This window comes from Luteimonas marina, assembly GCF_007859325.1.
In the GTDB taxonomy this organism is placed as follows: domain Bacteria; phylum Pseudomonadota; class Gammaproteobacteria; order Xanthomonadales; family Xanthomonadaceae; genus Luteimonas; species Luteimonas marina.
The window spans coordinates 181,784-202,816 of record NZ_VOHK01000004.1 but is presented as its reverse complement, the minus strand read 5'-3'; the positions used below and the strand labels follow the sequence as shown (position 1 = coordinate 202,816).

The 21,033-nt window shown below is 72.9% G+C and carries 13 protein-coding genes; 11 read left to right on the top strand and 2 right to left on the bottom strand.

The genetic code is table 11. The annotated features are described in order from the left end of the window. Positions 1-49: 49 nt before the first annotated feature. From hrpA to FQY83_RS10215, 3 genes are all read left to right on the top strand, one after another. The gene (hrpA, locus tag FQY83_RS10225) at positions 50-3,994 is read left to right on the top strand and encodes an ATP-dependent RNA helicase HrpA (RefSeq protein WP_158636480.1); all 3,945 of its coding nucleotides are present in this window, start codon (positions 50-52) and stop codon (positions 3,992-3,994) included. Positions 3,995-4,236: 242 nt separating this feature from the next. After that, positions 4,237-6,414: a RelA/SpoT family protein gene (locus FQY83_RS10220; RefSeq protein WP_146387647.1), complete on the top strand. Its 2,178-nt coding sequence runs from the start codon at positions 4,237-4,239 to the stop codon at positions 6,412-6,414. 466 nt (positions 6,415-6,880) lie between these two features. Continuing rightward, positions 6,881-8,416, top strand: coding sequence for a hypothetical protein (locus FQY83_RS10215; protein ID WP_146387645.1), 1,536 nt, complete (start codon positions 6,881-6,883; stop codon positions 8,414-8,416). Between the two features lie 267 nt (positions 8,417-8,683). Here FQY83_RS10215 and FQY83_RS10210 read toward each other — a convergent pair whose 3' ends face one another. Further along, the gene (locus FQY83_RS10210) at positions 8,684-10,786 is read right to left on the bottom strand and encodes a glycosyltransferase (protein WP_146387643.1); all 2,103 of its coding nucleotides are present in this window, start codon (positions 10,784-10,786) and stop codon (positions 8,684-8,686) included. A 126-nt stretch (positions 10,787-10,912) separates the two neighbouring features. Here FQY83_RS10210 and mrcB point away from each other — a divergent pair, with 126 nt between their 5' ends. From mrcB to lepB, 7 genes are all read left to right on the top strand, one after another. Further along, complete coding sequence (mrcB, locus tag FQY83_RS10205; protein WP_146387641.1) at positions 10,913-13,327, top strand: penicillin-binding protein 1B; 2,415 nt, start codon at positions 10,913-10,915, stop codon at positions 13,325-13,327. Between the two features lie 6 nt (positions 13,328-13,333). Then, a complete protein-coding gene (locus FQY83_RS10200; RefSeq protein WP_146387639.1) occupies positions 13,334-13,858 on the top strand; it encodes a hypothetical protein in 525 nt (174 codons plus the stop codon). Between the two features lies 1 nt (position 13,859). Then, positions 13,860-15,872 (top strand): DNA repair helicase YoaA, encoded by a 2,013-nt coding sequence (gene yoaA, locus FQY83_RS10195; RefSeq protein ID WP_146387636.1) that lies wholly within the window; start codon positions 13,860-13,862, stop codon positions 15,870-15,872. Between the two features lie 64 nt (positions 15,873-15,936). Further along, entirely contained in the window at positions 15,937-17,028 is a 1,092-nt protein-coding gene (locus FQY83_RS10190; RefSeq protein WP_202878179.1) for an alpha/beta hydrolase, read from the top strand. Positions 17,029-17,055: 27 nt separating this feature from the next. Next, positions 17,056-17,601 (top strand): hypothetical protein, encoded by a 546-nt coding sequence (locus FQY83_RS10185; protein ID WP_158636479.1) that lies wholly within the window; start codon positions 17,056-17,058, stop codon positions 17,599-17,601. Between the two features lie 122 nt (positions 17,602-17,723). Beyond that, positions 17,724-18,419 (top strand): tRNA (adenosine(37)-N6)-threonylcarbamoyltransferase complex dimerization subunit type 1 TsaB, encoded by a 696-nt coding sequence (gene tsaB / locus FQY83_RS10180; protein ID WP_146387631.1) that lies wholly within the window; start codon positions 17,724-17,726, stop codon positions 18,417-18,419. 58 nt (positions 18,420-18,477) lie between these two features. Next, positions 18,478-19,110, top strand: coding sequence for a signal peptidase I (gene lepB, locus FQY83_RS10175; protein WP_146387629.1), 633 nt, complete (start codon positions 18,478-18,480; stop codon positions 19,108-19,110). A 300-nt stretch (positions 19,111-19,410) separates the two neighbouring features. Here lepB and FQY83_RS10170 read toward each other — a convergent pair whose 3' ends face one another. After that, a complete protein-coding gene (locus FQY83_RS10170) occupies positions 19,411-19,884 on the bottom strand; it encodes an RDD family protein (RefSeq protein ID WP_146387627.1) in 474 nt (157 codons plus the stop codon). Between the two features lie 42 nt (positions 19,885-19,926). On the opposite strand from FQY83_RS10170, the gene xerD reads away from it, so the two are divergent. Beyond that, the gene (gene xerD, locus FQY83_RS10165; protein WP_146387625.1) at positions 19,927-20,904 is read left to right on the top strand and encodes a site-specific tyrosine recombinase XerD; all 978 of its coding nucleotides are present in this window, start codon (positions 19,927-19,929) and stop codon (positions 20,902-20,904) included. Positions 20,905-21,033 lie beyond the last annotated feature (129 nt).

The window sequence follows — 21,033 nt, the reverse complement described above, 5'->3', positions numbered from 1 at the left end:
CCGATGCAGAACGAATATGCGACCTGCGCGCGCCTTTGCAAGGTTGCGCATGGATTCTAGGCGCGGCCCCGCGACGGCGGCGTTAAAGCAGGCCCGCCGGGCGATCGACGGCGCCCTGTCGCGCGATCGGGGCAGGCTGGCGGGGCTGTGGGCGCGCTGGAACGCCGATCCGGCGCGGTCCGCCGCGCAGGAGGCCTTCGCGACCGCGCTGCAGGCGTCGGTGGCCGCGCGCGAGGCCCGCGCCGCGCGGCTGCCGGCCGCGCAGGTCGCGCCGGAGCTGCCGATCGCCGCGCACGCGGAGCGCATCGTCGAGCTGCTGCGCGCGCACCAGGTGGTGGTGGTCGCCGGCGAGACCGGCTCGGGCAAGACCACCCAGTTGCCGAAGCTGTGCCTGGCCGCCGGGCGCGGCGCGGCGGGGATGATCGGCTGCACCCAGCCGAGGCGGATCGCCGCGCGCGCGGTCGCGCGGCGCGTGGCCGAGGAACTGCAGGTGCCGGTGGGCGGGCTGGTCGGCTTCCAGGTGCGCTTCAACGACAGCGTCGGCGAGGACACCGCGGTCAAGTTCATGACCGACGGCATCCTGCTGGCCGAGATCGCCTCGGACCGCTGGCTCTCGCGCTACGACACGATCATCGTCGACGAGGCGCACGAGCGCAGCCTCAACATCGACTTCCTGCTGGGCTACCTCAAGCAGCTGCTGCGCAGGCGTCGCGACCTGAAACTGATCGTCACCTCCGCGACCATCGACACCGAGCGTTTCTCGAAGCACTTCGACGATGCGCCGGTGGTGGACGTGGAGGGGCGCGGCTATCCGGTGGAGGTGCGCTGGCGCCCGCTCGAGGGCGAAGGGGAGGACGAGGGCGAACGCAGCGCCCTCGACGGCATCGTCGCCGCCTGCGACGAGATCATGCGCGAGCGCGGCACCGGCGACACCCTGGTGTTCCTGCCCGGCGAGCGCGAGATCCGCGACGCCCACCAGGCGCTGGAGCGGCGCAAGTACCGGCATACCGAAGTGGTGCCGCTGTACGCGCGGCTGTCGGCGCGCGACCAGGACCGCGTGTTCAACCCCGGCCCGCAGCGGCGCATCGTGCTGGCGACCAACGTCGCCGAGACCTCGCTGACGGTGCCGCGCATCCACTACGTGGTCGATCCCGGGCTGGCGCGGGTCAAGCGCTACAGCCCGCGGCAGAAGCTCGACCGGCTGCACGTCGAACCGGTGTCGCAGGCCAGCGCCGACCAGCGCAAGGGCCGCTGCGGGCGCATCGCGCCGGGCACCTGCCTGCGGCTGTATTCGGAAGCGGACTTCCTGTCGCGCCCGCCCTACACCGATCCGGAAATCCGCCGCGCCGCGCTGGCGGGGGTGATCCTGCGGATGCTGTCGCTGGGGCTGGGCGACATCGACGCCTTCCCCTTCGTCGAACCGCCCGACCCGCGCGCGGTGGCCGACGGCTGGCAGCAGCTGTCCGAACTCGGCGCGGTCGACGCGCAGCGCAGGCTCACCGACATCGGCCGCACCATGGCGAAGCTGCCGGTCGACGTGAAGCTGGCGCGGATGCTGATCGCCGCGCAGCGCCACGGCTGCCTGCACGAGATGCTGGCGATCGCGTCCTTCCTCGGCATCCAGGACCCGCGCGAGCGCCCCGCCGACCAGCGCGCCGCGGCCGACAACGCGCACGCGCTGTTCGCCGACCCGAAGTCGGAGTTCGTCGGCATCCTCAAGCTCTGGGAGGCCTACCGCGAGGTGCACGAGGCGTTGACCCAGTCGCAGCTGCGCAAGTGGTGCGAGAAGCATTTCCTCGGTTTCCTGCGCATGCGCGAGTGGCGCGAGCTGCATCGGCAGCTGAAGCTGCAGTGCGGGGAGCTATGGCCGGGACTGACGGGCCATCCTCACCCCCCGCAAGCGGGGGAGGGCGCAAGGCAATACGCGTTGCTGCACCGCGCGCTCGTCGCCGGCCTGCCGACCCAGCTTGGCCATCTCACCGAACGCGGCCTCTACGAAGGCCCGCGCGGACGCCGCTTCCAGCTGTTCCCGGGCTCGGCGCTGGCGCGCAAGCCGCCGCCGTGGGTGCTGTCGGCGACCCTGCTCGACACCGAGAAGGTCTGGGCGATCACCAACGCCGCGATCGAGCCGGACTGGGTCATCGCCGAACTGCCGCACCTGCTCGCACGCCGCCACCACGACCCGCGCTGGTCGCGTTCGCAGGGACGCGTGCTCGGCAGCGAGCAGGTCAGCCTGTTCGGGCTGGTGCTGGCGCCGAAGAAGCCGGTCGACTACGGCCGGCTGTATCCGCTGGAGGCGCGCGAGCTGTTCCTGCGCGACGCACTCGTCGCCGGCGAGGTCAACCTGCGCAGCCCGTTCGTCGCGCGCAACCTGAAGACGCTCGAGGCCGCGCGCGAGGAGGAGGCCAAGCAGCGCAGGGCGGGGCTGGTTGTCGACGAGGACTGGATGCGGCAGTGGTATGCCGATCGCATTCCCGCCGAACTCGTCGACGCGCGCTCGCTGGACGCCTGGTACGGCAAGCTGCCCGCGGAGGCGAAGCAGGCGCTGGAATGGTCGCGCGACGAACTGCTGACGGGCGAGGGCGCCGACGCGTTCCGCTTCCCGGCCTTCATCGCCCTGGGCGACACGCGCCTCGCGGTGCGCTACCGCTTCGAGCCGGGCGCGCCGGACGACGGCATGACGGTCTCGGTGCCGCTGCACCTGCTCAATGCGCTGGATCCCGTGCGCCTGTCATGGCTGGCCCCGGGCTTCGTCGCCGACAAGGCCGCGGCCATGATCCGCGCCCTGCCCAAGACGCTGCGCCGCAATTTCGTGCCGGCGCCCGATTTTGCGCGCACGTTCGCCGAAGCGCACGGCGCCGACGAGCCGGATGCCTTCGCCGGCACGCTGGCGCGCTTCCTCAAGCGCATGACCGGCGTGGATGTCGTCGCCACCGATTTCGACGAATCCGTGCTGGAGCCGCACCTGCGCGCGAACCTGCGCCTGGTCGACGTGCCCGGTCGCGGCGACGGCCACGTGCTCGCCGAATCGCGCGACCTCGATGCCTTGCGCGAACGCTTCGGCACGCGCGCCGCCGAGGCCTTTTCCGCGCGCGCCGCCGAGGGACTGGCGCAGGCGGGCCTGCGCGAATTCCCGGCGGCGCCGATCCCCGAATCGGTTCCGGGCGCCGGCGGCGTGCCGGCGTATCCGGCGCTGGAGGATGCCGGCGACAGCGCCTCGCTGGCCGTCCACGCCGACCGCGGCAAGGCCCGCCGCCTGCACCCGCAGGGCGTGCGCCGCCTGCTCGTGATCGCGTTGCAGGACCGCGCGAAGCAGGCGCGCAAGCAACTGCCGGTGCAGCCCAAGACCGCACTGCTGTACGCGGCGATCGAATCGACGGGCGATGCCGGGCGCGACGCGCGCGGCCGCGGCGACCGGTTGCGCGAGGACCTCGTCGACGGCGCGCTGGCCGCGCTGCTGGCCGAAGGTCTCGGCGACATCCGCGATGCCGAGGCCTTTGCCGCGCGCCGCGACGCCGCCGGCCGCGCCCTGTTCGGCGAGGCGATGCAGCGCCTGCGCCAGGCCGAGGCGATTCTCGACCTGGTCGCCGAAGTGCGCGGGCGGCTGGACTCGAAGCTGGTCGGCTGGGCCAGGGCCAACCTCGACGACATGCACGCGCAGCTCGCCGCGCTGGCGCCGCCGGGGTTCCTGCGCGACGTCCCGGCCGAGGCGTTGAAGGACTACCCGCGCTACCTGAAGGCCCTGTCGCTGCGCGCCGAGCGCGCGTTGCGCGACCCGCTGCGCGACCAGCAGCGGATGCTGGACGTCAAGCCGTTCATGGATGCATTGAACGAGGCAGCCGCGGCCGGGCGCGCGCAGGATCCGGCGTGGCAGGCGCTGCGCTGGGACCTGGAGGAACTGCGCGTGTCGCTGTTCGCGCAGGAGCTCGGCGCGAAGGGCGGCGTGTCGCCGAAGAAGCTGGCGACGCGGTTGGCGGCGCTGCGGGAAGGCTGACCCGGTCCCTGCGCTCGCACCCGCGCCGGGCGTTGACTCGAGATGTGGAACGATCGTCATCCCCGCGAAGGCGGGGACCCAGTGTCTTTGGCGTCAGCGCAAAAATGGATCCCCGCGTTCGCGGGGATGACGACAAGAACACCTGCAGGCCCGACCTGTTCCGTCTGCCGCGATCGATCGTGCCACCCGCGCGTCTGTTCGCCGGCGCGCGCCGCCGCTACTGTAGGACGCTCTTCCCCCGGATGACGCGCGTGTCGGCAGCAGGATCCACCGGCCTCGATTCATGGCTGGCATCACCCGCGGCATCGGCGATCGCGCCGGCGCTGCGCGAGGTGCTGCGCCAGGCGGCCGCGGACCTGCCCGAAGCGCAGGCGACGCCGCCATCGCCCGCGGTGCTGGACGACACGCTCGCGGCGCTGGCGCTGCTGGAGGCCGATGGCGACTCGATTGCCGCCGCGATCCTGTTCGAACTGCCGGCGCTGGCCGAGCGCGTCGAGGCCGCGCTTCCGCCCCGGCACGCCGCCGTTGCCGCCCTGCTCGACGGCCAGCGCGCCGCCAACCAGGTCTGGACCCTGCACGCCGAGCGCCCGCGGCAGGGCAACACCGAGGGCCTGCGCCGGCTGCTGCTGGCGATCGTGCGCGACCTGCGCGTGGTGCCGATCCTGCTCGCACGCCAGCTGGCGCGGATGCGGCACGCCGGCGCGCTGCCGGAGGACGAGCGCCGCGCGCTGGCGCAGCTCACCCGCGACATCCATGCGCCGCTGGCGAACCGGCTCGGCATCTGGCAGTTGAAATGGGAGCTGGAGGACCTCGCCTTCCGCCATCTCGAACCCGACACCTACCGCCGCATCGCCGCGCTGCTCGACGACAACCGTGCCGGCCGCGAGCGCTACATCGAGCAGGTCAAGGGCCTGCTCGGCGAGGCGCTGCGCACGCAGGGCATCGCCGCCGACATCGCCGGCCGGCCCAAGCACATCTACAGCATCTGGAAGAAGATGCGGAAGAAGGACGTACCGATCGGCGAGCTGTACGACCTGCGCGCGGTGCGCGTGCTGGTCGACGACATCCCGGCCTGCTACGCCGCGCTGGGCGCGGTGCACGCGCTGTGGGCGCCGGTGCCGGGCGAGTTCGACGACTACATCGCGCGGCCGAAGAACAACGACTACCGCTCGCTGCACACCGCGGTGGTCGGGCCGGAAGGCAAGACCCTGGAGGTGCAGATCCGCACCCGCGAGATGCACGAGCAGGCCGAACTCGGCGTCGCCGCGCACTGGCGCTACAAGGAGACGGGCGGCTCGCAGCGCTCGGCCGCCGGCAACGCCGCGCTCGAGCGCAAGATCGAGTGGATGCGCCGCCTGCTCGAATCGCACGGCGAGGGCGACGACGAGGTCGCGCTGGCGCGCGGCTTCGACACCGAACTGGTCGAGGACCGCATCTACGTGCTCACGCCGGCGGGAGAGGTGGTCGACCTGCCGCGCGGCGCGACGCCGCTGGATTTCGCCTACCACGTGCACACGATGGTCGGGCACCGCTGCCGCGGCGCCAAGGTCGACGGCCGCATCGTGCCGCTCGACCACAGGCTGCGCAGCGGCGACCGGGTCGAGATCCTGACCGCGAAGGAACCCGAGCCGCGGCGCGACTGGCTGGTCGCGGCCAACGGCTTCCTCGCCAGCCCGCGCGCGCGGGAGAAGGTGCGCAGCTGGTTCCACAAGCTCGATCGCGAGCGCAACCTGCAGGCCGGCCGCGAGATGCTCGAGCGCGAGCTGCGGCGCATGGGCCTGCTGGGCGCGGACCTGCAGCCGGTGCTGGCGAAGTTCAACGTCGCCGCCGCCGACGAACTGCTGGTGCTGGTCGCGCTCGGCGACGTCGGCCCGCACCAGGTCGGGCGCGCGCTGCAGGACCACGAACGTGCGCAGGCGCGTCCGGACGAGGTCGCGCCGGCCGTGCCCGCGCCGCAGCGGCGGGTGCCCAAGCCGTCGAAGTCGGTGTTCACCGTGGTCGGCGTCGGCAACCTGCTGGTGCAGATCGCGCGCTGCTGCCAGCCGCTGCCGGGCGAGGCGATCGCCGGCTATCTCACGCGCACGCGCGGGGTCAGCGTGCATCGGGCGGACTGCGCGGCCTTCGCGCGGCTGGCGGCGAAGGAGCCGCAGCGCGTGCTGCCGGTCGACTGGGGCCGCGAGGGCGGCGTGCACGAGGCGACCGCGGTGGTCGATGCAGTCGACCGCAAGCACCTGCTCAAGGACGTGAGCAACCTGATCGCGCAGGAGGATGCGCACGTGGTCGCGATCCGCAGCGACGCCGGACGCCACGGCCGCGTCCGCCTGCGGCTGCGCCTGCGGGTGGAAGGCTACGAACAGCTGTCGCGTCTGCTGGCCAGGCTCGACAGCCTGCCCGGCGTGGAGCAGGCGCGCCGGGAGTAGGGCGGGTCCCGATCCAGGGTGGCGATGCCCCGTGGGAGCGCCCTTGGGCGCGAATGGGGGATGTTCGGCGGCTGAGGGCTGAAAAGCAGAAGCGTCGCACTTCCCGCTTTCCGGCCCTTAGAGCTTGTTCAACGTCCCGAACCTCGCTCGTCATCCCGGCGAACGCCGGGATCCAGCCTTCCGTTCGGCGGCAGTCCTGTCTCTGCAGGCGAAAACTGGATCCCGGCGTTCGCCGGGACGACGATCCGGCACAGACCGCCATAGAGACTTTGAACAGGCTCTTAGCCCTCAGCCCTCCGAAAAAGCATCGCGACCAAGGTCGCTCCCACAAGCTGGCGCTTGTCGACGCGATTCCTGGCCCAGTGGTTTCACGCGTGCGTTCAGCCGCCGTCCGTAAGCTGCGCGGGTGGGCCGGGAACACACTTCGACGGGAGACGGCGCGGCGCGGGACGGCCGGCGTGAGCCCGTGGTCGGCGACCTGCGGGGGCTGCGCTTCGAGGCGCGTGCCCCGCGCGCGCGGCGAGCGCCGACGCCGCCTGCACGCGGCTGGTGGATCGGCGGTCTGGCCCTGCTGTCGGCGCTGGTGCTTGCGGCCGCGCTGTGGCGCGAACCGCTGGCGGAGCGGCTGTGGCCGCAGGCGCGGGTGCACCAGCTGACCGCGGAAGCGGCGCAGGCGCTGGCGCGCGGCCACCTCAGCGCCGTCGACGGCAGCGGCGCACGCGAACTCTATGAAGCGGCGATGGCGATCGACCCGGACCGCAGCGAGCCCCGCGCCGGCCTCGCCCGGGTGGCCGAGGCGGCGCTGGCGCAGGCGCGTGAGGCGACCGCGCAGGACCGCTTCGCCGACGCCCACGCGCAGTTGCGCCTGGCGCGCGAGCTCTCGGTCCCGCGCGAACAGGCCGATGCCGTGGCCGTGCAACTGCGCACGCGCGAGGCGGCGCATGCGGGACTGGAAGGCCTCGTGGCGCGGGCGGAGTCGGCGCGCATCGCCGGGCGCCTGCAGGGCGATGACGAGGCGGCGCTGCCGCTGTATGCGCGCGTGCTTGAACTGCAGCCCGGGCGCGCGGACGCCCTGCGCGGGCGCGAGGACGCCCTGAGCGCGCTGCTCGAACAGGCGCGCAACGACCTGCGCGGCGGCGACATCCCCGCGGCCGCCGCGGCCATCGCCGCCGCGCGCCGCTACGACGCGGGCCACGTCGACCTGCCCGACACGCAGGCGCGCTTCACCGAGGAACTCGACGCGCTGCGCCGCCGCGCCGACGCCGACCTGCGCCGCGGCCGCGTCGACGCCGCGGTCGCGACCTGGCAGCGCCTGCTGCAGTACGACCCGGAAGATGCCGGCGCCCGCGACGGCCTGCGCCGCGCCGCCGACGCGCTCGCGCAGCAGGCGCAGCGGCTGGCCGCGGACTTCCGCTTCGCCGATGCCGACGCGGCGCTGACCCGGGCCCGCGCGCTGGCGCCCGACGCCGCCGCGGTGGCGGCCGCACGCACCGCGGTCGAACGCGCGCAGCGCCGGCACGCACAGCTGGAGGCGGCCGGCTCGGGCCGCGACCGCGCAGGCCGCGTTCCCGAACTGCTGCGCCAGGCGGCCGCGGCACAGGCGCGCGGCGACCTGCTGACGCCCCCCGGCGAGAGCGCCTACGACAAGCTGCGCGCCGCGCAGGCCGCGGCGCCGCGCGATCCCGAGGTGCAGCGCGCGGTGGCGCGCCTGCTGCCCTCGGCCCGCGCCTGCTTCGAGCGCGGCCTCAGCGCCAACGACCTCGCCCGCGCCCGCAGCTGCCTCGACGCGCGCGAATCGCTGGGCGAGGACGCCGCCGCGCTCACCCAGGCAAGGCGGCGGCTGGCGCAGCGCTGGCTGGCGATCGGCGACGAACGCCTCGCAGGCGGGCAGTTGTCGACGGCGCAAGAGGCGCTGGCTACTGCGGGCGCGCTGGACCCGTCGACGCCGGGGCTGGCCGAGTTTGGTCGCCGGCTGCGCAGGGCGTCCGGGTCTGCCGACTGAGCCGTCGGCGCGCCTCCCGCAGCGGCTGCCCCATGCTCACGGTTGTCGGTGTCGCGATGTCGTCATCCCCGCGAAGCCTGCCCTCGCGAAGGCGGGGGGCGGGGACCCAGCGTCTTTCGACTGTGCCGTGGGATACCTGCTGCCGGGTGCCTGCAAAAGCAGATCCCTCACTGCGTTCGGGATGACAACTCCAGGCGTTCATTCGCAACGGTCTCGATGTTCCAGGCCTCGCGGACCACCATGTCAGGCATCCGGTCGTTCTGCCGATTACGCGTCCTGGAAAAAAATCCGCCGCACCGCGCCGCGCGCCGCATCCGGCGAGAAATGCCGCGCGATGTTCCCGTGGCCGTTGAGGCTCAGTTCCATCCACAGCGTCGCATCGCCGTGCAGGCGCACGATCGCGTCGGCGAACGCATCGGCATCGTCGGCGATCAGCACGTCGATGCCGTCGCGCAGGTGCATGCCTTCGGCGGCGATCGAGGTCGCCACCACCGGCTGTCCGTGCGCCATGCTCAGGTTGATCTTGCCCTTGACCCCGGCGCCGACCCGCAGCGGCGCCACCGCGATCCGGCAGCCGTCCATGTAGGGCGCGAGGTCGGGCACGTAGCCGTGGACCAGCACGCCGTCCTGTTGCGCCAGCGCCCGGATCTCGGGCGTCGGCCCGTCGCCGATGCAGTGGAAGCGCACCTCGGGCAGGCGCGCGCGCACTTTCGGAAAGACCGTTTCGCAGAACCAGCGCACGCCGTCCGCGTTTGGCGGATGGCGGAAGCCGCCGACGAACACCAGATCGCGGCGCTGCGCGAACGGCAGCCCAGCGCCGGCGACCTCGTGCACGTTCGACAGCACTTCCACGCGCGCGCCCGGCGCTTCGCGCGCGAGCACGGCGCCTTCGTCCGCGCTGACCACGGTGGTGACATCGCTGCGCGCCACGATGTCGAGCTCCAGCGTCCGCGTGCGCGCCGCGTTGCGCGCCATGGTGGCGTCGCCGGCCAGCTGTGCCGAGCGCGCTTCGCGCACGAAGTGCAGGTCGACGCTGTCGAACACCAGCCGTGCCTGCGGCGCCGACACGCGCAGCAGCGGCAGCAGCTCGCGCAGCACGTAGTGGCGGCTGACCATGGCCGCGTCGAACCGCGGGCCGTGTTCGCGCAGCCATGCCGGCAGGCGCCTGGCGTAGGGCGCGTGCCAGGTTTCGATGCCGAGTGACTGCAGCGCTTCGGTATACGGGCCGGCATGGGCGAGGTCGGCGGGCAGGAACACCACGTGCGCGCCTTCCTCGCGCAGCAGGCGCATCAGGTTGACCAGCCGCAGCGAGGCCGAATCGCGATCCGGCCTGGGCGTGGTCGCGTCGACCACCAGCACCTGCCGCCGGTCGCGATGCAGCAGCGCCGGCGACGGCACGCTGCCGGCGGGCAGGTGCGAGGCCAGCGCGGCGGCGCGCTGCGCGGCGAAGATCGCCCGGTTGCGGGCCTGGTAGGCCTTGACGCCGTTCGCCGGATCGGTGCCCGCGGTGGTGCCCTCGTCGTGCACCACGCGCGCCGCGGGCTGGTAGCGCACGCGCAGGCCGGCCTCGCGCACGGCGAAGGCGAGGTCGGTGTCCTCGTAGTACGCGGGCGCATAGCGCGGATCGAAGCTGCCGATCCGCTCGAACAATGCGCGCGGGATCGCGATCGCTGCGCCCGACAGGTAGTCCGCGTCGCGCACGTAGGCGAAGCGCGGGTCCTGCGGTGATTCGAAACGGCCGTAGTTCCATGCGCCGCCGTCGGCGAACACCACGCCGCCGGCTTCCTGCAGGCGGCCGTCGGGATACAGCAGTTGCGCGCCGGCCAGACCGGTGTCCGGGTGCGCGTCGAAGGTGTCCAGCAGCGCATCGAGCCAGCCGGGTTGCGGCACGGTGTCGTTGTTGACGAACACGAGGAAGTCGCCGCGCGCGGCCGCCGCGCCGTCGTTGCAGGCGGCGATGAAGCCGCCGTTCTCCGCGCGTGATACCACCCGCAGGCCATCGATCCGCGGCAGCAGGGTCGCGGTTTCGTCCGGCGAGGCGTCGTCGACCACGATCACCTCCACCGCGCGCGCCGGCGGATGCGCGGCGATCGCGCGCAGGCAGGCGAGGGTGTGCGGCCAGTGCCCGTGCACCGGGATCACGACACTGGCGACGGGGGCGTCGCTGCGCGGGACCGCGAACGGTGCGAACGGGCCGCGATCGGCGGCGACGAGCGCGCCGCGCGCCGGCATGGCCGCGCGCGCGAACTGCAGCTTCACCCGTTCCCAGCTGTGCCGCCAGCCGCGCGTGCGCAGGCTCGCCAGCCCGCGACGGACGAGGCCGGTCGTCCGCACCAGCAGCAGCCTGGCATCGGCCAGGGAGAACGTCATGTCCCTGCAACTCCAGCTGACCACGGGGTTGCGGTGGCCGGTCCGGGGCCGTGGGGGTGGGCTAGACTGCGCATCGCGCCGATTGTCGCATTCCGCGGCTGACTGCCGGTGCAGGTTCCGGAGTGCATGGCCCGCATCGAGTACGACGAAGACGACCACGACGACGATGCCCACGGCGCCTCCGGCAGCGACTGGCGCCGCCGGCTGGTGACCTGGGCGCTGGCGGCGATCGGCCTCGGCATCGGTTTCCTGGTCCCCTACACGCTGTACCTGAACCACCAGATCAGCGAGCGCTTCGGCGAACTGCGCTGGCAACTGCCGACCCGCGTCTACGCGCGCCCGCTGCGGCTGGCGCCGGGGCTGGCGATGGACGCGCAGACGCTCAAGACCGAGCTCGATGCGGCTTCGTACCGCGAGGGCGACGGCGTGCGCGCCGGCACCTACCAGCGCGACGGCGGCCGCTGGACGATCTCCAGCCGTGGCTTCCGCGACCTCGACGGCGCGGTCGGCCCCAGCCGCATCGAGGCCACGCTCTCGGGCGGGCGGGTGGGCGCGCTGAAGGACCTCGCCGGCGACAAGGCGATCAAGGCCGCGCGCCTGGACGCTGCGCGCATCGCGACGCTGTACGGGCAGAGGCAGGAGGAGCGCCGGCTGGTGCGGGTCGAGGACGTGCCGCCGCTGGTCACCGACACGCTGCAGGCGGTCGAGGACCGCGACTTCGCCCACCACATCGGCATCGACTTCAGCGGCATGGCGCGCGCGGCCTTCGTCAACCTCAAGGCCGGCGACAAGAAGCAGGGCGCGAGCACCCTGACCCAGCAGCTCGCGCGCAGCGGCCTGCTCGGCATCGGCCGCGAGCAGACCTGGAGCCGCAAGTTCAACGAGATCCTGTACGCGCTGCTGATGGAGGCGCGCTACGACAAGGGCACGATCCTCGAGGCCTACCTCAACCAGGTCTACCTCGGCCAGCGCGGCGCGCAGGCGATCCACGGCATCGCGGCGGGCGCGGAGTTCTGGTTCGGGCGCCGGCTGGAGGACCTCGAGGTCGAACACGTGGCGCTGCTGGTCGGCATGGTCCGCGGACCCTCGTACTACGACCCGCGGCGGAACCCGGAGCGCGCGCAGGAACGCCGCGACTTCGTGCTGGCGAACATGCTCCAGACCGGGCTGATCGACCAGGCCGCGCACGACCGCGCGGTCAAGGCGCCGCTGGGCGTGACCAGCGTGCCCGGCAGCATCGCCGCGAACCGCTTCCCCGCCTACGTCGACCTCGTGCGCCGGCAGCTGGCGCGCGACTATCCGGCCGACGCGCTGCAGGGCGCTGGGCTGAGCGTGATGACCGGCATGTCGCCGTCCGCGCAGGCCTATGCCGAAGCCTCGGTGGTGCGCACGCTCAAGTCGCTGCAGACCGGCAAGCGCCCGCCGCTGGAGACCGGACTGGTGGTGACCGACGTGCACGACGGCGAAGTGATCGCCGTGGTCGGCAGCCGCGAGCCCACGCGCCACGGCTTCAACCGCGCGGTCGAGGCGCAGCGCCCGGTCGGTTCGCTGCTCAAGCCCTTCGTCTACCTGCTGGCGCTGGCCAGCCCGCGCAACTGGTCGCTGGCGACCTGGGTCGACGATTCGCCGGTGACGGTGACGCTCGACAACGGGCGCAAGTGGTCGCCGGGCAACTCCGACGGCCGCAGCCACGGCACCGTGCGCGCGATCGACGCGCTGGCGCAGTCGTACAACCAGGCCACGGTGCGCATCGGCATGCAGGTCGAGCCGGAGCGGCTGGCGGACCTGGTGCGCACGCTGGCGGGCATCCAGGCCAGCGCCAATCCCGCGCTGATCCTCGGCGCGATGGACCAGAGCCCGTACGCGATGGCGCAGCTCTACCAGTTCCTCGCCTCCGGCGGCGAGATCCAGCCGCTGCACGCGGTGCGCGGCGTGCTCGATCCGGAAGGCCGCGTGGTCAAGCGCTACGACAAGGATCCCGCGCCCGCGACCGAGGGCGACGCGATCGCCGCGCGCCTGGTGACGCTGGCGCTGCAGCACGCGGTGACCTCGGGCACCGGCCGCCAGCTGGTCAACGACGGCCTCGGCCGGCTCGGCGCCGCCGGCAAGACCGGCACCAGCAACGACGGCCGCGACAGCTGGTTCGCCGGCTGGACCGGCGACCACCTCGCCGTGGCCTGGGTCGGCAACGACCAGAACGAGCAGACCGGCCTGTACGGCGCCACCGGCGCGATGCGGGTGTGGTCGGGGCTGTTCTCGCACCTGCCGAGCGCGCCACTCAAGGTCGGCAACCAGGGCCTGGACTGGCAGTGGGTGCTGCAGTCCAACGCCACCGATGCCGAATGCCCGGGCGCGCGCCGCTTCGCCTTCGTCGCCGGCTTCGCGCCGCCGCACCAGCCTTGCGTCTACGCGCAGCCCGATGCATTCGGCGAACCGGAGGACGCGCCGTCGCGCGGCTGGCGCGAGTGGTTCGGGTTCGGTCGTCGCGAGGCGCCGGCCGAGCCAGCGCCGTCGCAACCCAGCCCCCCACCCAGCGAGTAGCAAGCCATGAAGTCGATTCCCGCCATCGCGGTGCTGGCCGCCGTCGTGCTCGTCGCCGGTTGCGCCAGCGCGCCGCCGCAGCCCGCCGCGCCCGCACCGCTGACCGCAGCCACGCCCGAACAGATGGTCGCCGCGATCGATGCCGCCGCCGGCGACGGCGAAGGCGAACTCGCGGTACAGCCGCTGCGCGATCCGATGGTCGAGGACGTGCGCGAACAGGCGCAGCAGGCGCGCGCGCAGGGCCGCCACGACGATGCGGCCGCGGCGCTGGAGCGGGCGCTGGCGATCGTGGCCGACGACCCGGCGCTGCTGCAGGAGCGTGCGGAAACGGCGCTGCTGCAGCGCGACTTCGAGCGCGCCGGCCAGCTGGCCGAACGCGCGTTCGCGCTCGGCGCGCAGGTCGGACCGCTGTGCCGACGCCATTGGGCGACGATCGAACAGGTGCGCCTGGTCGCCGGCGATGCCGAAGGCGCGGCCTCGGCGAAACGGCAGGTCGACGGCTGCAAGGTCGCGGGACCGAACCGTTTCTGAGATGTCCGACCAGGGGGGCGCGATCGACGGGGAGACGCTGGCCGCGCGCAGCATCGCCGCGCTCGCCGACGGCGGCCTGCTGGCGCAGCGCATCCCCGCCTTCGTCGTGCGCGACGCGCAGCAGCGCCTGGCCGGCGCGGTGGCCGGGGCGCTGGACGCGCGCGGCACCCTGCTGGCCGAGGCCGGCACCGGCACCGGCAAGACCTTCGCCTACCTCGTGCCGCTGCTGCTGTCCGGGCAGAAGGCGATCGTCTCCACCGGCACCCGCGCGCTGCAGGACCAGCTCTACCACCGCGACCTGCCGCGCGTGCGCGACGCGCTCGGCACCGGGCTCAGGACCGCGCTGCTCAAGGGCCGCGCCAACTACCTGTGCCGCTACCGGCTCGAACGCGCGAAGGGCGAGCCGCGCTTCAGCTCGCGCGAGCAGATCGCGCAGTTCCAGCGCATCGTCGCCTGGAGCGGACGCACGAAGATGGGCGACCTCGCCGAGATCGAGGCGCTGCCCGAGGATTCGCCGCTGCTGCCGATGGTGACCTCGACCGCCGAGAACTGCCTCGGCAGCGAATGCCCGATGTGGACCGACTGCTTCGTCGTGCAGGCGCGCCAGCGGGCGCAGTCGGCCGACCTGGTCGTGGTCAACCACCATCTCCTGCTGGCCGACCTGGCGCTCAAGCAGGAAGGCTTCGGCGAGATCCTGCCCGGCGCGCAGGCGTTCGTCGTCGACGAGGCGCACCAGCTGCCGGAGCTTGCCGCGCAGTTCTTCGGCGAAGGCCTGTCGGCGCGGCCCCTGGTCGAACTCGGGCGCGACGCGCTGGGCGAGTGCAAGGACGTGCAGGGTTCGCTGGCGCTCGTGCAGCAGCCCGCGCGCGACCTGGAGCAGGCCGCGCGCGCGCTGCGCGCGGCGATGGAGGGCCTGCCGGCGCGCGGCACCCAGGCACGGGCGCTGCAGTGGCCCGCGTTCGACGCCGCCTTGCGTGCGCTCGCCGAGTCCGTCGCGGCCTTGCGCGACGCGCTGGCGCCGCTGCGCGAAGCGTCCCCCGGCTTCGACGCCTGCCATGCGCGCGCGCAGGACATGATGTCGCGGCTGGCGCGCTGGCACGTCGAGCGCGGCCTCGACGCCGGCCTCGACGATGCGCACGGCGGCGGCCCGGACGACGACGTGCGCTGGTACGAACTCTCCCCGCGCGGCTTCCGCCTGCAGCGCACGCCGCTGGACGTGTCCGGTCCGCTGCGCGCGCACCGCGAGCACTCGCGCGCGGCCTGGGTGTTCACCTCGGCCACGCTTGCGGTCGACGAGGCCTTCGGCCACATCGCCACGCGCCTGGGCCTGGACGCGCCCGAAACGCTGCTCGTGCCCAGCCCGTTCGACTGGCCTCGGCAGGCGCTTTGCTACCTGCCGCCGCGGCTGCCGCAGCCCTCGGACCGCGACTACACCTGGGCCGTGGTCGAAGCCGTCCGCCCGGTGCTGCAGGCTTCCGGCGGCCGCGCCTTCGTGCTGTTCGCCTCGCACCGCGCGCTGCGCGAGGCCGCCGAACTGCTGCGCGAGGCCGGCGACTGGCCGCTGTTCGTGCAGGGCGAGGCGCCGCGCCACGTGCTGCTGCAGCGCTTCCGCGAGTCGGGCAACGGCGTGCTGCTCGGCGCGGCGAGTTTCCGCGAAGGCGTCGACGTCGCCGGCGAGGCGCTGAGCGTGGTGGTGATCGACAAGCTGCCGTTCGCCGCGCCGGACGATCCGGTGTTCGAGGCGCGGCTGCAGGCGATCCGCCGCGCCGGCGGCAATCCCTTCCGCGACGAACAGCTGCCGCAGGCCGTGATCGCGCTCAAGCAGGGCGTCGGCCGCCTGATCCGGACCGAGACCGACCGCGGCGTGCTGGTGCTGTGCGATCCGCGGCTCACGCAGAAGTCCTACGGCGGCGTGTTCCTCGACTCGCTGCCGCCGTTCGCGACCACGCGCGACGTGGGCGACGTGGAAGCCTTCTTCGCCGCGGATGCGGCGCCGGCCAAGGGTCTGCCCTAGCTTTCCACGGCCTCGCGCCTCGCGCAGGCTTCCGGCATCGCCAGCATGCCCGCCGGAGCGCCGCATGAGCCCGACCATCGGACCGGTATCCACGCAGCTCGACCTGCCCCAGCCCAACGCCTGTCCCGCGGGCGCACCGCCGTCGGGCAGCGCGCAGGAGCAGGCGCAGTGGTGGAACGGCCTGTCGGCGCAGGAACAGTCCAACTACCTCGCCAGCTACGGCCCGCAGATCGGCGGCATGGACGGCCTGCCGGCGGAAGTGCGGCACGAGGCCAACCTGGCCATGTTGCGCCACGATGCCGAACACGGCGAGGATCGCCAGGCCTCGCAGGCCTTGCTGGATCGTATCGAGTCCTCGCAGTCCGGTCCCGCCAGCGACCGCCTCCTGCTGCTCGGCTTCCAGCCCAAGGCCGGCGGCAGCGATGCGCAGGCCATCGTCGCCATCAGCAATCCCGACACCGCCGACAACGTCGCGATCTTCGTGCCCGGCACCGGCACCGACGTCGGCAGCCTCGGCGGCAACATCGACCGCATGGCCGACCTGCAGGCGCAGGCCGAAACCGTGCCCGGTTCGGGCGAGACCTCCACCATCGTCTGGCTGGGCTACGACGCGCCCGACGACATCTTCCCCGATGCCCTCGGCGCCGGCTACGCGAAGGACGGCGCGCCGGCGCTGCGCGATTTCACCTTCGGCCTGCGCGAGGCGCACCAGGGTCCCGACGCGCGCGTGACCGTGATCGGCCACTCCTACGGTTCGACCGTGGTCGGCACCGCCGACGCGATGGCGGGCGAGGGCCTGGCCGTCGACGACATCATCGCCATGGGCAGCCCGGGCATGGGCTACGAGGCCGACGAGCGCCGTCCCGGCTGGGGACCGTTCCGCATCGACAGCCCGCTGGTCGACGACATCAGCGACATGCACATCGGCGCCGACCACTTCTGGGCCGGCGCGGCGAGCAACGATCCGGTCAGCTACACCGAGGTGCACGGCAACAGCCCGGTCGACTGGAGCTTCGGCGGCCAGCGCATCACCACCGACGGCGCCTCCGGGCACAGCGAATACTGGGATCCGGGCACCGAGGCGCTGCGCAACCAGGCCTACATCGTGACCGGCAACTACGACCAGGTCGACACCGTGGGCCGCCGGTTCGGCTGAGCGGCGGTCGGCGCTATGCTGGCGCGCATGGAGACCGGTCTGCATCGCGTGGCACGACGTCTCCCCATCGCGGGCGCCCTGGCGTGCCTGCTCTTCGCCGGATGCGCCGGCGCCGAGGACACCGACACCATGGACCACAAGACGCCGCAACAGGCCGCCGCCGAGTTCCTGCCGCAGGTGGAGGCGGTCGTGGCCGGCCTGTCGATCGAGCGCGAATCGATCGAGGTGCGCGCCAACCGCTGCGAGGGCGCGCAGGGCGAGACCCGCGACGACCTGTTCTACGTCTGGGTGGGCCTGCGCGGGCGCGCGCCGGGCAACGACATCGCGCAGCAGATCGAGGCCGCGCACGCGCGCTGGCAGCAGCAGGGCTGGGACATCGGCCGCTTCCGCACGCTCGACAACGGCGGCATCAACCTCACCGCCACCGATCCCGCGACCGGCAACACCTACACCCTGGATTCCGGCTTCAAGCCGGCGCCCGATGCCTACCTCGCCGCGTTCTTCAACACCCCGTGCTTCCGCTCGCCCGAGGGCAAGGTGGCGTTCGGGGAACTGCATTTGCCGGCGGCCTGACGCCCGTGGCCGTCACCTCCCCCGCGTCGCGGGGGAGGTCGAGCGCGCAGCGCGAGGGTGGGGGCCCGGCTTCCTGTGGCGAGAGGCGATCGCAGGCTCGCCGCGCCCGCTACCATGGCGGGATGAAACTCCTCGCCTTCGAAACCGCCACCGAAGCCTGCTCCGTCGCCGTCTTCGTCGACGGCGAGGTCCGCGAACGCTTCGAGCTCGCGCCGCGCCGCCACGCCGAACTGGCGCTGCCGTGGGCCGACGCGCTGCTGGCCGAGGCCGGGGTGGCGAAGTCGCAGCTTGACGCGATCGCGGTCGGCCGCGGACCCGGCGCCTTCACCGGTGTGCGCCTCGCGGTGGCGCTGGCCCAGGGCATCGCGCTGGCGCTGGACCGGCCGGTGCTTCCGGTGTCGACCCTGGCGGCGCTGGCCGCGCGCGCGGCAGGCGGGAATGTCGTTGCCGCGATCGACGCGCGCATGGGCGAGGTCTACCTGGGCAGGTTCCGGCAGGCGGACGGCGACGTGCAGGCGCTCGACGCGGAAACCGTGGTGCGGCCTGACCTCGCGCAAGCCCCGCCGGGAGATGGCTGGCACGGCGTCGGCACCGGTTTCGCGGCCGCCGAAGGCGCGCTGGTCGCGCGGTTCGAGGGCGCACTGTCGGCCGTGGACGCGACCGCGCTGCCGCACGCGGCCGACGTCGCCCGCCTCGGCGCGCTGGCCTTCGCGCGCGGCGAGGCGACCGCGCCCGAGCGGCTGGAGCCGGCCTACCTGCGCGACAACGTCGCGCTGACGCTCGAACAGCAGCAGGCCCTGCGCGCCTCCCGCGGCTGAAGCGGGAACCAACGGCCGCATCCCCGGGTCAAGCGGAGACCAACGCGGGGAGACGGACATGGCGACGCAGGCGAAACCGGGCGGGGACGGCACCAGGGCACGCGGCTGGCTGCGGCGCGAACTGCCGCCGCTGCTGTTGACCATCGCGCTGCTGGTGGTCGCGCGCTCCTCGTTCGCCAACCACTACGTCGTGCCGAGCGGCTCGATGGAGCCGACCCTGGTGCCGGGCGACCGCGTCGCCGTCGACATGAGCGCCTACGGCCTGCGCGTGCCGTTCACCGAGCTCGAACTGCTGGCGCGCGACCGGCCGGCGCCGGGCGACGTGGTCGTGTTCAAGTCGCCGGCGGACGGCACCCGCCTGATCAAGCGCGTGGTTGCGGTCGGCGGGCAGACGGTGGAACTGGTCGACGGCCGCCTGCGCATTGACGGCCGCGCACTGCAGCCGGATCCGGGCGACGCCTCCAGCGAGCGCTTCGGCGACCGCATCGTGCAACTCGACCTCGCCGACGGCGGCGGCCCGGACATCGCACCGTTCACGCTCCCCGAAGGTATGGTGCTGGTGCTCGGCGACCACCGCGGCCGCAGCGCCGACGGCCGCTGGTTCGGGCTGGTGCCGCAGCGGGCGTTCTACGGCAGGGCGCTGGGCGTGTACTGGCGCAGCGGCGAAGGTCCGGTCTGGAAGAAGCTGTAGCGCGGCCGGCGCCGTTGGCGGACTTCGCGCTTAAGAAGTCTGTGGAAAGCCCGCACAGTCTCCAGACCCGGAGGGCGCCGCACATGGATGTGCGGCGTTTTCCGCCACGGCATGGATGCCGTGTCGGAAAATCCCCTCACATTTCCCGTTCACGAATTTGCCTTGTCGGGGAAAGCGTTTTTCTTTGGTTCGTTTCTTTTGACGCTTATCAAAAGAAATGAACCCGCCGAAGGCGGAAGCTTTTTGCTTCTCCTGAATCAATCAAGACCTCAAGACGAAACCTCGAAAGCCGGGCGCGCTTCAATTCCGTTTCGACATCCGAACAATCCGCGTCCCGCTGGCCCGGTCATGCCAGGTCAACCGCTCGCGGTCGATCCAGGCCCACCAGAATCCAACCCCTGCAACCAGCAGGGAGACCATCCCGACCGCATACCGCCGCCACAGCGCCCCGTGCGTCGGCGCGCCGCCATCGTCCGCAACTACGCGGAGCCGCCACGGCCGCATCCCCAGTGTCTGCCCGCCGCGCCGCCAGCTGACCGTCGCGTACAGCCCGGTGACGATCCAGCACGCCAGCCACAGCAGCCACTGCAGCAGGCTGAAGGGGCCGATGTTGTGGCGCACGTCGCCGCTGACGGCGACGTCGAGCAGGACGAAGGGCACCGCGGCCAGGAACCACAGCGCCACCACCGGCAGCAGGTCGTACAGCAGCGACAGCAGGCGACGACCGATGAAGGCGGCGGGCTTGCGCGTGCTGGCGTCGGCGGTGGCGTCCATCCGCACAGGATAGCGGCTCGGGCCGTCGGCTAAGCTGTGCCGATGCCGAGCACCACGCCCGCCCAACGCCGCCAGCGCGCGCAGCAGCTGCCGCCGCTGCGCGAGGCCGATGCCGACGCGATCAACGGCTTCCTCGACGCGCTGTGGGCGGAAACCGGTGCCGCGCGGCAGACCCTGGACGGCTATCGCCGCGACCTGGAAGGCCTTGCGCGCTGGCGCGACGGCCACGCCGGCGGACTCGCGGCGGTCGATCGCGCGGCCCTGTTCGACTATCTCGCGCGGCGCACGCAGGACGGCTATTCGGCGCGCAGCAACGCGCGCCTGCTCACCGCGCTGCGCGCGTTCTTCGCCCACCTGCGCCGGCGCGGCGTGCGCGAGGACGATCCGGTCGCGCTGATCGATCCGCCGCGGATGCCGCGCTCGCTCCCCAAGGCGATCGCGGAGATGCAGGTCGACGCGCTACTGGCCGCCCCGGACGTCTCCACGCCCGCGGGCCTGCGCGACCGCGCCATGCTGGAGCTGATGTACGCCTGCGGCCTGCGCGTGAGTGAGCTGGTCGGCCTGCCGGTCAACGGCGTCAACCTGCGCCAGGGCGTGCTGCGGGTGATGGGCAAGGGCAGCAAGGAGCGGCTGGTGCCGCTGGGCGAGGAAGCGCAGCACTGGCTCGAGCGCTATCTGCGCGAGGCGCGCCCCGTGCTGTCCGGCGGCAAGCCGGTGCCGCGCGACGAAGCGATCGACGACGCGCCGCTGTTCATCACGCCCGGGCGCACCAGGCCCAGCCGGCAGCAGTTCTGGGCGACGGTGAAGAAGTCCGCCGCCGCCGCCGGCATCGACCCGGAGAAGATCAGCCCCCACGGCCTGCGCCACAGCTTCGCCACCCACCTGCTCAACCACGGCGCCGACCTGCGCGCGCTGCAGATGCTGCTCGGCCACAGTTCGCTGTCGACCACGCAGATCTACACCCTCGTCGCACGCGAGAAGCTCAAGCAACTGCACGCGAAGCACCATCCGCGCGGCTGAGGCGTTGGCTGCAAGCACCGTGGTCCCGGCGACCCACGCCCGACAGGCACGGCGCAGCCGTCACTTCAAATTGTCATCCCGAGCGTCGCGAGGGATCCCGCATCCGATTGCCGCACCGTCAGGAGCGAG